This is a genomic window from Peptoclostridium sp., from assembly GCF_009881055.1.
In the GTDB taxonomy this organism is placed as follows: domain Bacteria; phylum Bacillota; class Clostridia; order Peptostreptococcales; family Peptostreptococcaceae; genus Peptoclostridium_A.
The window spans coordinates 1-12,459 of sequence record NZ_WXFG01000033.1; the positions used below are offsets into that span (position 1 = coordinate 1).

The following is a 12,459-nucleotide window of genomic DNA, read 5'->3' on the forward strand; positions in this document are numbered from 1 at the left end:
CTGATTTGGTCTTTACTTAAAATTCCCATAGAAAAAGTGCGTACCTCCTTGAATGATAGTTTGATTATATCAATTCTAAGGAAGATACACACTTTATTTTACACACTCTGATATCGGTTTGATGCGAGCAGTCGCATAAGCTGATATCATGGGCTTTTCACTTTTTACTCCGGTTTGTTATTCATGGAGTTTCTTTTATCGCTCTCCAGCCTTGAAAATACGCAGCCGCAGTAGTCCTGCCTGTACAGTCCATACTCTGAGCTTAGCTCCGATGACCTTTTGTAGCCGTTTTTCTTCTTGAAGTCGGAATGGAGGTATTCAACGCCCTTTTCTTTTTCTATTTCTTCACCCAGCTCGTTGAGCAGAGTGGCGTCCTTGTGCGGGCTTATTGAAAGGGTAGTTGTAAAGTAGTCGAAGCCGTGCTCGAAAGCATATTGCGCCGCTTTTTCAAGTCTCATTTTAAAGCAAACAGTGCATCTTTCGCCCTTCTCAGGCTCATTCTCAAGTCCTCTGGAGAGCTCAAAAAATCTTTCTGCGTCGTATTCCCCTTCGGCAAATAGTACGCTCTGCGCAGGTGGGAATCTTTCTATGAACTCCTTCTGCTCTATGGCCCTTTTACCGTACTCATCCTCTGGATGTATGTTGGGATTGTAGAAGTACACCGTTATATCGAAATAACTTGAAAGGTATTCAATTACATGGCTGCTGCAAGGGGCGCAGCAGCTGTGGAGCAGAAGCCTGGGCCTTGCTCCCGTTTCTTTTATTTTTGAGAGCTTCTCATCAAGAAGCCTCTGGTAGTTCAATTTCAAATTATCATCTCCGTATATCATTGGTATTAGGCGGAATAAAAGCCTTGGAGTATATGCTTATTAGCAACATTACTTCACATAGTTTGTGAGAGTCCCTATCTCCTCAATACACAGCCTGACCACATCGCCTTTTGTTAGGAATCTCTGTGGCTTAAAGCCTGCGCCTACGCCGCTAGGAGTCCCGGTACAGATTATGTCACCCTCTATCAGAGTGAACCCCCTGGATATGTCGCTTATAATCTCAGGGATTCCGAATATCATGTTAGCTGTGCGCGACGATTGCCGCCTCTCACCGTTGACATGAGACTCTATAGATAGGTCTGGCGGGAAGGGTATGCTGTCTCTGTGGAGTATGCATGGGCCCATCGGTGTGAACGTATCGAGACTTTTTCCCTTGAACCACTGCCTTCTTGAGGATTGCAGGTCTCTTGCGGATATGTCATTTACAATGGTGTAGCCGAATATGTGCTTGTGCGCATTTTCGGCCGGTATGTCCCTGCCCCCTTTGCCTATTATAACTGCCAGCTCCGCCTCGTAGTCAAGCTGGCTTGTAAGCTCCTCATGCGAGCATATTTCATCGCCGTCACCAATAGCTGGACATGCCGATTTGGTAAAGTATACGGGGCTTTCTGGACTGTCGGCGCCTATTGCTGTCGGTCCGCTTTCCATTTCCTTTACATGGTCGAAGTAGTTCTTGCCTATGCATATTACATTTCTACGTGGATAGGGGATTGGCGCGCATATTCTGACATCATCCAGGCCGATTTGCCTCAGCTCAAGCGAATTTAAAGTGCGCGAAATATCAGCCAGAAGGCTTTCGCTGCACATGCCTATAAAGCCGTTCATGTCCTTTGGATATTCATCTTTTCCGAGTGCTTCGAATATGTCAATCGTCGCCACAACTCCATATTCAGTCAACACTCCGACATGCTGCTTTTCTTTGAATTCGAATGTTACAAATTTCATAGCTGCCTCCAATATTCAATAAATCCAAAAATAACGACCTGCTTTTATAGTATATATTATACTATAAAAGCAAGCCGCCTGGTATTTTGCGTTCGCTTATCTTCTGCTGTATGTACCGTATATTTCCGATTCGGCAATGACGTGGCCTTTTATCTTGTCCAGAAGCGATTTCTTTGAAAGCCCGCTCTTGAGGCCGGGCTTTTCATCCAAGGCGTATAGCTTGAAAAAGTATCTGTGGACACCTTTAGGCGGGCAGGGTCCGCCATATCCTATCTCCTTGAAGTCGTTCAGTCCCTGCCTTGCGCCATTTGGCAGAATCTCATCATCCAGAACACCCTCGTGAAGCTCTGTGACATTCTCAGGAATGTCGTATAATACCCAGTGAACCCATGTCCCAGATGGAGCATCGGGATCTTCAGCTATTAGGGCAAAGCTCTTTGTCCCTTCGGGAAAGTCACTCCAGCTCAGCCCTGGAGATATATTTTCACCGTCGCATGTGTATCTTGAAGGTATCGGTCCTTTGTCTTCAAACGCTTTGCTTTTTATAATCATGCCGCTCAACCCCTATACTTAATATTCACAGAGTGAAGACTTAAATTTGACCTTAATTTACTCCGCTGATTTTTTGATACCCATAGGATAAGCCATATAATCCGACGCTTGAAAATCAGCCTCCATACGTGCTTACGAAATTCATAATGTCTATGTTGTATTGGTATATGCTCTGGTAGTATGAAAGCATCTTCTCCTGAAGGCTCAGGTACTGCTCCTGAAGCTCGTTAAGGCTGGCATGTCCCAGCTCGAATTCCTTACTCTTGGCTTCAAACCTCTTTTTCTGGTTATCTATGCTTTCCTTTTGCAGTGCAAGCTGCTGCCTGGAATTCTTAAGGCTTGCAACGCTTTCAACGACATCCTTTTCTATCTCTTTTTTAGCCTGCTCGAGGCTTTCAAGGTTCTTGTCGTAGGTGGCCTTAAGTATTTTTGCATTAAGGTTTATTTCTGTATAGTATGCTACCTGTTTTTCGTATTCGAGCCTCGATGTCTCGGCCGAGCTTTCAAGATTTGCAATGCTCGAATCTGCTCTTTGAGCCCTTGCTGTTACAGCTGCGGCATCTATTGCGTCAATATCATAATTGCTTATAGCAAAGCCTTCAACAGCTGAAATCTGGGTATCCAGAGAATTCCCCAGGATAATGTTGAGCTCATGCATCGCACTGTCAAAGCTTATTTGAGCATCTGCAAGCTCGCTGACCTTCTGGCTGTGGCTTAGCAGCACATCTGAGTAGTCAAGCCTTGAGACATATCCAAGCTCGAGTTTTTTTCTTGCCTCTTCCGAAAGCCTTGAATAGTACTCGCTTGCCTCCCGCTTTAGAGCAAGCATCTGTCCGCTGTACGCATAGTCGTATATAGCCTTGCTAAGCTTAATCTTCTCGGACTTTACCGAATCCTCATATGCAAGCCCAGCGAGCAGCTCGCTGTAGTATATCTGTTTTTCAAGAATTTCAATGTCGCGCTCGTCGGACTCGTCAGCATCCTTTAACTTTTTCAGCTCCCTCTTTTTCTTTTCCAGCTCTAACTTGCTCTTTTCCAGCTCGAGGTGTGCGAGTATAATGCTGGGGTTGTCGGATAGAGATTTATCCAAAGCGGCATCATCACTTGATACCGTTACAGACTGAACGGCTTCCTGCGCATGCGCAGGGCTTATTGCAGTAATGAGGGATACAATTGTCAATGCCAGAAGGCCTACTATAGCTTTTTTTATATCAATTCTTCTTAATATCATAGATTTGCACTCCCTGTTGATTTATTTTGGTGTGAAACAGTATATACCTAAAATATTACTGTTCATGTATTATTGAAATGTGCCGTAAATGTGAGGTTTTTGTGAATGATGGGCTTTTTCGTTTAAAGCGGCCGTCATTTGTGCTATATTTGCCTTATAAGATTATTCTAATAGACCATTACGAATCAAACGGAGGCATTTGCATGGATAAGCTTAAAATACTTGTTGTGGAGGACGAAGATCTTTTAAGAGCAGCGGTCAAGAAATATCTTGAAAAGGAAGGCTATGAGGTATACGAGGCCTCTGATGGGGAGCAGGCCATCGATATGTTCAATAATTGTGATTTTAACTTTGTGCTGCTTGACATAATGCTGCCCAGGGTGGATGGCTGGTCTGTGATGCGCAACATAAGGAGCACCTCCATGGTTCCAGTCATAATGCTTTCTGCAAGAGGCGAAGAATACGACAAGCTTTTCGGTTTTGAGCTTGGAGTCGACGACTACATGGTTAAGCCTTTCAGACCCAAGGAGCTTATTGCCAGAATAAAGGCTGTGCTCAGCAGAGTATCTCCTGCAGGCTCCAAAGGAATGCTGGCTTTCGAGGAGCTTGAAATCAATGAGCTCTCCAATGATGTGATTCTGCGCGGTGAGGAACTGCGCCTGACTCCAAAGGAGTACGATCTGCTGCTTTTCCTTTGCAAGAACAAGGATGTTGTGTTCTCAAGACAGCAGCTGCTCAGCCAGGTCTGGGGCTATGACTTCTACGGAGACCTTCGCACTGTAGATACGCATATCAAGCAGCTGCGCGACAAGCTGGGCGAGAGTAAGGACCTGATAAAGACAGTCTGGGGCAAGGGCTACAAGTTCAAGGTGGGTGATTAACTTGAAAAACATCCTGGCAAAGCTGTGGCTTTGGATTACGACTCTTGTAGTGGTTATACTGATAACCTTCTGGTTTTTCAACATATATCTGCTCGACAGGTTCTACTTGGATAGCAGGGTGCAGTCTCTTTATGAAAAGGGCGAGGCAATATCCAAGGTTCTGGAATCGCAAGATCTTGAAAGTCTCAATCTCAGCCAGGACATACTGCTTGAGATCCGGCCTGATCCTAATATCGATGAAGATTCGTCCTCAGAGGAAAAGCGTGAAGACATCAGGAACGAAGGCAGAGACCGCATGGAACGTCACCCGCCGGAAATGCTCTATTATATCTCTCTCCAGGACATATCAGCCATTTCCCGGAATAACAAGGATAGCAAGATCCCTGGCTTTATCGCACAGAACATCGCAGCTATAGAGGAGAGCATGCTAGGAGGCGATAGATTCAGCCGTCTCATAACCTTTAGGGAAAACGGACAGGACAAGGTTAGCACACTGCTTGTAGGTGTTCCTGTAGAAAAGAACGGTAAGCCGGCAGGCTTCTTGCTGCTGCATTCCCTTTCTTCCAGCATATCGATGACTACGCTGGTGCTCAAGAAGCAGTTTGGGATAATTACGCTTATATCTATTCTAGCCTCCTCACTGTTCGCGTTTTTTCTGGCCAAGTACTTCACAAAACCAATACTTGGCATAAAGGCGGCCTCTGACGAGATAGCCCGGGGTAAGTACGGAGTTACTGTGGATGTGAGCAACAAGGACGAAATAGGACTGCTAGCCGGCAGCATAAACAGGATGTCTGCCGAGCTTTCAAAGATTGAGGGACTAAGAAAGGACCTAATTGCCAACGTAACTCATGAGTTCAAGACGCCGCTTAGCGTAATAAAGACGTATGCCGAGATGATAAACGACGTGGACATTGACGATAAAGATGCAATCATACAGGACACTAATGTCATACTCGATGAAACCGACAGGCTCAGCTCTATGGTAGGCGAGATCATATATCTTTCCCGCATACAGTCCGAAAGCGGAATGCTCAGCCTGGAACCTGTTAGAGTAGCAGACCTCTTCGAGGGCATCAAAAGCAGGGTTTCGCACCTTGTAAACAGCAAGGGCGTCAAGATTGAAACCCAGTGCGGCGAAGATATCGGAATACTGGCAGACACCGAAAAGATATTCAGATGCATTCTCAATTTCGTTGTCAACAGCATAAACTACACTCCGCCTGGCAAAAGCGTGTATCTTTTAGCCTCCTCCGATTCGGCGACAGTCACAATAAGCATAAAAGACGAGGGAAGCGGCATCTCCCCAGAGGACCTATCGCACGTATGGGAGCGCTTCTACAAGGCCGATAGGTCAAGGACGAAGGGAGTCCAGGGCACAGGCCTGGGTATGACTATTGCCAAGGACATACTCGATATGCACGGCTTTGAGTATGAGATAGACAGCGAGATGGGAAAAGGGACGCTTGTGTATATAAAGGCTCCTCTGCGCAAACCTTAAAGCATTTGCAGTCCCGCCATTATATGTATATGGCGGGATTTTTTATTGCCTTTTTACTCCTTTTTCCATCACAGTTACATCACATTTCTTCCTTAAAATTGACTCATGAGTATTATAATGATATGCAGCCACAGGAGGGAGAAATGCCATGAACGAGCAGTTTGATAAACTAATGAAAAGGATAAAGTTGGGCAGGAAGGGCGTCGTTGTTATGCTTGCATTTATAGCTGTAGCATCAGTCGTCACTTTAATGAAGTTTGGCGGAGAGGGCAAAGACAATACAGAATCGGAAACATTCACCAAGGACTTTGCTGTCGAAACCGGAGACATAAAGGATTCTTTCACTTCGGATGGTTGCGTCGAGCTCTCGACCTATGACATATCCTTTGAAAGGGCAGGGATAGTGGAAAAGCTTAACGTAAAGGAAGGAGACTACATTGAAGCTGGAACTCTCATAGCCTCACTCACTGACGACGAATATGAAAGCTCGGTCATAAATCAGGAAAACAATCTAAGACAGGCTCGTCTGAGTGCTTCTAAAAACGCACAGACAAGAGCTCAGAACATAGAAAGCCTCGAAAGCCAGCTGCAATCGGCCAAGAACACCTTATCTAACGCGAAGTCTGAATACGAGCTTGTTTCAACTCTGCCAGATACATATTCTCAAAATGAAATTGAGCAGAAGCGGCAAGCGCTCGAAAAAGCCCAATCGGACTACAATCTAGCCTTAAGCAGTTACAAGCAAAACAGCAGCTCTATTGACAGCCAGCTAGATTCCCTTTCGGTTGAAAAAGCCCAGGAGAGCCTTAAGCAGGCCCGGGACGACCTGAAAAAATCGACTATGTATTCGCCTGTATCCGGAACGATAGTCGAGATAGCCTTCAAGGAAGGGGAAAGGGTCTCAGAGGAGACAACCTTCATCAGAATAGCAAGCGAAAAGGGCCTCAAGGTCACAACGGACGTTTCGGAGCTTGATGTCACAAAAGTCAAGGTGGGCATGAATGCCCAGATAACATTCAGCTCCATAGACGGCAAGACATACGAGGGTACCGTCGAGTACATTGACGCAATTGCAACGACCACAAACAGCGGCTCAGTGACATATCCTGTCACCATTTTGCTTGACACGGACGATCCGATGATAAAAGACAGCATGAGTTGCACTGTCGAGTTTGTAAGCAACCAGAAGGAGAACGTGCTTGTAGTTCCCAAAAAGGCGCTTGCCAAATCCAATGAAAGCGGCTCCTACTCGGTAATAGTCGTCAGCGACAGCGGCGAGAAACAGCAGCAGGTCGATGTTGGGCTCATGGACAGCCTTAATGCAGAAATAATAAGCGGCCTGGAGCAGGGTGACAAAGTAAAGGTGAAAATCACACTTGAAGACTCCAATCAGGATAAAATGATGATGGGGCCTGGCATGGGCGGAGGAGCACCTCCTGCGGGAGCAGGAGGCCCGCCGCAATAACAAGGGAAGGAGCGCACAATATGAGAATAAGTGAAATCCTAAGAAGCGTGCTCATAAACATCTTTCAAAACAAGACAAGAGTCATCCTGACTACGCTTGGAATAATAGTCGGCTGTGCCACTATAATACTTGTTATAGGCATAGGCAACCAGTCAAAGCAGGATGTCGCAGACAGGTTCAAGGAACTGAACGCGCAGTGCGTCACAGTCAGCAGTAGCCGGAATTCCACGACAAATCTGACTCTTGATGATGTAGAGTTCCTGAAGAAATATTCAGAATTGTCCAGCGGCATAACTCTCAGCAACTCATCAAGCGGCACTGCTTCATACAAGACAGAATCCTCAACTGCCATGATAAGGGGCGTATACGAGGATTACTTTTCAATAAACAACCTTACAGTAGAATCGGGCCGTCTGCTTTCAAGCCTGGACATAAGTGGCAAGGTCAAGAATGTTGTAGTCGGAAACGACATTGCCACAGAACTGTTTGCAACAGGGAGCGCACTTGGGAGCGATATCCTGATAAACGGCTCCAAATTTACAATTGTGGGAATACTCGAGCGCAACGGAAACAGCAACGTTGACCTAGGACTTTACATTCCATATGACGTTGTGAAATTCTATCTGGGCGGCTCAAGCGCATCAAATCAGATAACGGCGCTAGCTAAATCTACTGATGAAGTCAGCGAATTGCAAACGGAAATGAAAGGCCTCCTTTCAATGAAATACGATTCAGACTCATTCCAAATAAGGGATGTTGGCAGCATACTCGATGCCGCTCAGGATTCAGCCAATACAATTGCCATACTGCTTGCTTCCATAGGAGCCATAGTACTAGTTGTCGGTGGCATAGGGATAATGAACGTACTGTTCGTATCTGTGAGGGAGAGGACAAAGGAGATAGGCACGCTCAAGGCCCTTGGGGCTACCAAGCGCGATATACTGCTTCAATTCCTCTTTGAGTCTCTTATCATAAGCTTCATAGGGGGAGTTATAGGATCCCTAGCCACTGTGCTGATTGCGCCCGTTCTCGAGGTGTTTGAAATGGAGCTGCTGCTTGACGCCAGCGCTTATATAAAGGCCTTGGCATTCTCGCTAATAACAGGCACGCTGTTCGGCTACTATCCGGCTTTGCAGGCTGCACAGCTTGATACAATTGACGCGCTCAGGTATGAATAGGAGGATGCAATGAAAACAGACGCACTAATACGGCTTGATAACTTACGAAAAAGCTATTACGTAGGCAAGCATGAACTTGAAATATTACAGGGCATAAGTCTCGAAATACATGAAGGCGAATTCCTTGCAATCCTTGGCCCGTCCGGAAGCGGCAAGTCTACGCTGATGAACATACTCGGAATGATAGACAGGCCCACCTCCGGGACGTACACATTCAATGGGAAAATGATAAGCTTCGAGGACGACTTCAAACTGGCTGGATTAAGAAACAAGGCAATCGGCTTCATATTCCAAAAATTCAACCTGCTGCCAAAGTTCAATGCCCTCGAAAACGTTGAGATGCCATTGCTCATAAGAGGCTATGCCCGTAATGAGGCAAGGCCTCATGCCGTAGAGCAGCTGGAGGCCGTTGGGCTTGCAGACAGAATGAAGCACAAGCCAATGGAGCTCTCGGGGGGACAGCAGCAAAGAGTAGCAATAGCAAGAGCGCTCGTAGGCAAACCCGCTGTGCTGCTTGCAGACGAACCAACAGGCAATCTCGACTCAAAATCAGAGGCGGATGTAATGAAGCTTTTTAAGGAGCTCAACTCAAAAGGTATTACAATAATCCTTATAACACACTCAGAGGATGTTGCAAGAGAGGCCGACAGAATAGTAGTCATACGCGACGGTAAAATTTGCGACACACATTCTCCTCACCATTTTTAAACAGCGGCATCACAAAATGCTCACTTAATGACTGTATCATTTATATTGACGGTATAACGTATTTAAGAGTTCATTTACAAGGAGAGATAATTATGCAATTCAAAACTATTGATTTTAAGACCAAAGCGGTGCTAGGAACTGTGATTGCAGGGCTAATGCTTTCATCAGGAGCCATGGCTTTCGCAGCAAGTGATTCAACTTCAACGGATACAAAAGCTTCTACCACGGTTGCGGCTGCCCACGTTCAAAAATCTGACGGAATGCCTGGAATGGGATATGGTAGAGGAGGGCATGAAGCAGATATGGGACTATTTGGTCCTAATGCTAAAGCCTCGCTGGATGCGCTTGTTTCAAATGAGATTATAAGCCAGTCAACAGCCGACAAGATAACCAGCTTCATCGAAGCGCAAAGGACAGAAAGGCAATCAGAGTTGGAAAAGTTCAAGAACATGACAGCTGACGAAAGAAAGGCTTATTTTGAGGAGAAAAATAACAACGGTGAGAAGCCTGACAGTATACTTGAACAGCTTGTTTCAGAGGGCATACTTACTCAAGCTCAGGTTGATAAGATAAAAGACTCCAATGAGCAAGCTATGCTTGATAAGCAAAAAGAACAGTTACAAGCATTAGTTGACAAGGGTACGCTCACATCAGGAGATGTAGACAAGATAATTGAGTATATGAGTGCTCAAAGGGAAGAAAGAGAAGCCGAGATGGATAAGATTAAGAACATGAGCGAAGATGAGAGAAAGGCTTATTTTGAAGATAAGAGAAGCAGCAGTGAAAAACCTGTTGGCATGCTTGAGCAGATGGTTGAAGACGACATACTGACTCAAGAAAAGGCTGACGCGGTAAAATCAGTGTTTGGCAACGTAGGGAGAGCGCATGAAGACTTTTGAAATCATTATGATTCTGACAAAAGCAGCACTGAAAATACAAACGAAAAGCCAAAATAATTGCAAAGTATACACTGCAATATCACGGAAACCTCATGATTGCAAAATATAAATAATGCCCACCAACCGGACTTTCAACACATTGATATTTCGATTTTTCTTTTTTTCGAAATATATGTTGAAAGTCCGTCTTTTTATGTGAGATACTACTTCAAAGATTGCAGTACTGATTAATATAAAAAGGAGAGGTATAGTTATGTTTATGAAGGCAGATTTTAGCGATATAAATCAAATAATGGAAATAGTCAGGCTCACTGTGCCAGAGATGAATGCATACGGCAACTACCAATGGACTGATAGTTATCCCCAAGCATCTGATTTTACAAGGGACATAGAAAACGGAGACCTCTATGTGTACAAAAATGGCGATCACATGCTTGGTTTCATATGCATAAACAGCGTTGAAGCCCCTGAGTACTCAAAATTGAAATGGGCATCTGATGAAAAATCCATAGTCGTGCACAGACTTGCTGTCAATCCTGAATTTAGAAAGCAGGGGATAGCAACCAGACTGCTGGATTTTGCCGAGACGTTTGCGCTTGAAAGACGACTAAACCATATTAAGACGGACACTAATTCGCTGAACGTCAAGATGGATTCGCTTTTCAAAAAGCGTGGCTATAATGTTACTGGAGAAGTGCATTTCCCTGGCACTGAAGCCCCATTTGTATGCTACGAAAAACTGCTCTGTAATTAATATAATGGATATTGGGGTGGAACACATTGGAATACATTATTAAAACCATATCAAAGAATATCGCATCCATAAGAGAGTTTTACATTCCTGTAAAACTGAAATTTTACATAGGGCATGCTGTGGCATCTTTATGGGTTATATTTTCAGTATTGATTTCGTTGCCATGGCTTGTTGACTTGGCAGGGGTGGTCACAATGCCTTTTGCATTGTTGATAATCGCAGGCATAGCGTATATCCCTGGATATTTGAATGCGATGCTTGTCAGCAGCCTTCTAATGGACAGGCAGCCCAAATTCAAGGTCGAATATCCAAGAAACGAAGTTACAGTGATGATTGCCGCATGGAACGAGGAGGCCATCATCGAAAGCACCCTAAGATACATTTTCACTGAAAAGAAAATGGAAGTGATATTATATGATTATAATTAATATTGACTTGAGAGGTCGCAATAAAGTGGCCTCTCAAAATTCCGCTACCACTATTCCTTAAACATACATTTAAAGAATAGTCAAACTTGAATTAAAAGAGCAAATTCCAAGAACCTGCTCTCTTAAATAATATTAAACGGCTCTTCACTCAATACATGAGCGATATCACTTCAACATGCAAAATGTGAGTCTCACGCAGCTCCACGACTTTTATGCCAAGACCTCGGCAATTTGCATCGCAAGCTATCAAATCATCGAGGATTTATGTTTCTTCGGGTATCAATGCATTGTAAGGTTTTGATTTTTGGTTCATATTTTTGGTTCATCTTGTTATATTGGTTTACCATTACATATATTATTTTTTTTCTGCGGCCGGCACATTCGCTTCATTATCGTAGCCTCTGCTCTCCCAATAACCTTTATATTCAGGATTATCTGATAATTCAATTTCGCTTACCCACCTGGCCCATTTATAGCCAAGCTTATCTTCTGCGACTACGATGAAGGGATAACCCATTGCTGGCGGCAACTTTATCCCGTTTGAGGAATAGGCAAGGATCATATTTTTATCTATGATATCCTGCAACAGAATCGATGTTGAATAGCCGTCAACACAGTGGAAAATGACAGTGTCAGCCTTTTCATCTGCTCCGGCAATATCAATTATGTCTTTTAACAGGGCTCCTTTCCAGAGCACTGTCGCATCCCATCCCTCGACACAATGCAAAGTGATCACCTTTTCATAGGCAGTGAGAGCGAGGACGTTGTCATAGGTCAATGAAACTGGAGATTTCACAAGTCCTGATATTTTCAAAATATAATTGTTGATATCGACATTCTGAATACCTTTAATCGAATTATCTCTCGGTCCAACGGAAGGATCCAGCTTGATTCCCTTATAATCCCGTATCTCCAATTCGCTGAACCGATTTTCAGTCGCCTTGGATATGACGTCCACATCTCCTGGTACGTTTTCTCTCGATTTACTGTTGCACGAAACCACGGACAATATGAACAATAATAATGTGATTAACGAAAAAAATCTTTTCATAATCGCAACCTCCATAATCATCGCATTCCAGGACAT

13 protein-coding genes are annotated in these 12,459 nt (G+C 44.4%); 8 read left to right on the top strand and 5 right to left on the bottom strand.

Features of this window, described 5'->3' with window-relative positions:
* Positions 1 to 164: 164 nt before the first annotated feature.
* The 4 genes from GT589_RS09450 to GT589_RS09465 form a co-directional block, all read right to left on the bottom strand.
* Complete coding sequence (locus GT589_RS09450) at positions 165 to 809, bottom strand: epoxyqueuosine reductase QueH (protein WP_330582901.1); 645 nt, start codon at positions 807 to 809, stop codon at positions 165 to 167.
* Between the two features lie 69 nt (positions 810 to 878).
* Positions 879 to 1,775 (bottom strand): fumarylacetoacetate hydrolase family protein, encoded by an 897-nt coding sequence (locus GT589_RS09455; RefSeq protein ID WP_293398438.1) that lies wholly within the window; start codon positions 1,773 to 1,775, stop codon positions 879 to 881.
* A 96-nt stretch (positions 1,776 to 1,871) separates the two neighbouring features.
* Positions 1,872 to 2,327, bottom strand: a complete 456-nt coding sequence (locus tag GT589_RS09460) for a YbhB/YbcL family Raf kinase inhibitor-like protein (RefSeq protein WP_293398439.1) — start codon at positions 2,325 to 2,327, stop codon at positions 1,872 to 1,874.
* Between the two features lie 115 nt (positions 2,328 to 2,442).
* Entirely contained in the window at positions 2,443 to 3,558 is a 1,116-nt protein-coding gene (locus GT589_RS09465) for a TolC family protein (protein WP_293398440.1), read from the bottom strand.
* A 203-nt stretch (positions 3,559 to 3,761) separates the two neighbouring features.
* On the opposite strand from GT589_RS09465, the gene GT589_RS09470 reads away from it, so the two are divergent.
* The 8 genes from GT589_RS09470 to GT589_RS09505 all read left to right on the top strand — a co-directional run bounded on the left by GT589_RS09470 (position 3,762) and on the right by GT589_RS09505 (position 11,372).
* Entirely contained in the window at positions 3,762 to 4,439 is a 678-nt protein-coding gene (locus tag GT589_RS09470) for a response regulator transcription factor (protein WP_293398441.1), read from the top strand.
* A gap of 1 nt (position 4,440) precedes the next feature.
* Entirely contained in the window at positions 4,441 to 5,940 is a 1,500-nt protein-coding gene (locus GT589_RS09475) for a HAMP domain-containing sensor histidine kinase (RefSeq protein WP_293398442.1), read from the top strand.
* A 148-nt stretch (positions 5,941 to 6,088) separates the two neighbouring features.
* A complete protein-coding gene (locus GT589_RS09480; RefSeq protein ID WP_293398443.1) occupies positions 6,089 to 7,405 on the top strand; it encodes an efflux RND transporter periplasmic adaptor subunit in 1,317 nt (438 codons plus the stop codon).
* A gap of 20 nt (positions 7,406 to 7,425) precedes the next feature.
* Entirely contained in the window at positions 7,426 to 8,583 is a 1,158-nt protein-coding gene (locus GT589_RS09485; RefSeq protein ID WP_293398444.1) for an ABC transporter permease, read from the top strand.
* Between the two features lie 9 nt (positions 8,584 to 8,592).
* Complete coding sequence (locus tag GT589_RS09490; RefSeq protein WP_293398445.1) at positions 8,593 to 9,291, top strand: ABC transporter ATP-binding protein; 699 nt, start codon at positions 8,593 to 8,595, stop codon at positions 9,289 to 9,291.
* 92 nt (positions 9,292 to 9,383) lie between these two features.
* On the top strand, positions 9,384 to 10,190 hold the full coding sequence (locus GT589_RS09495; RefSeq protein ID WP_293398446.1) for a hypothetical protein: 807 nt from the start codon (positions 9,384 to 9,386) through the stop codon (positions 10,188 to 10,190).
* Positions 10,191 to 10,443: 253 nt separating this feature from the next.
* Complete coding sequence (locus GT589_RS09500; protein WP_293398447.1) at positions 10,444 to 10,944, top strand: GNAT family N-acetyltransferase; 501 nt, start codon at positions 10,444 to 10,446, stop codon at positions 10,942 to 10,944.
* A gap of 26 nt (positions 10,945 to 10,970) precedes the next feature.
* Entirely contained in the window at positions 10,971 to 11,372 is a 402-nt protein-coding gene (locus GT589_RS09505; RefSeq protein WP_293398448.1) for a hypothetical protein, read from the top strand.
* A 355-nt stretch (positions 11,373 to 11,727) separates the two neighbouring features.
* Here GT589_RS09505 and GT589_RS09510 read toward each other — a convergent pair whose 3' ends face one another.
* The gene (locus GT589_RS09510) at positions 11,728 to 12,423 is read right to left on the bottom strand and encodes a molybdopterin-dependent oxidoreductase (RefSeq protein ID WP_293398449.1); all 696 of its coding nucleotides are present in this window, start codon (positions 12,421 to 12,423) and stop codon (positions 11,728 to 11,730) included.
* Positions 12,424 to 12,459: the final 36 nt, after the last annotated feature.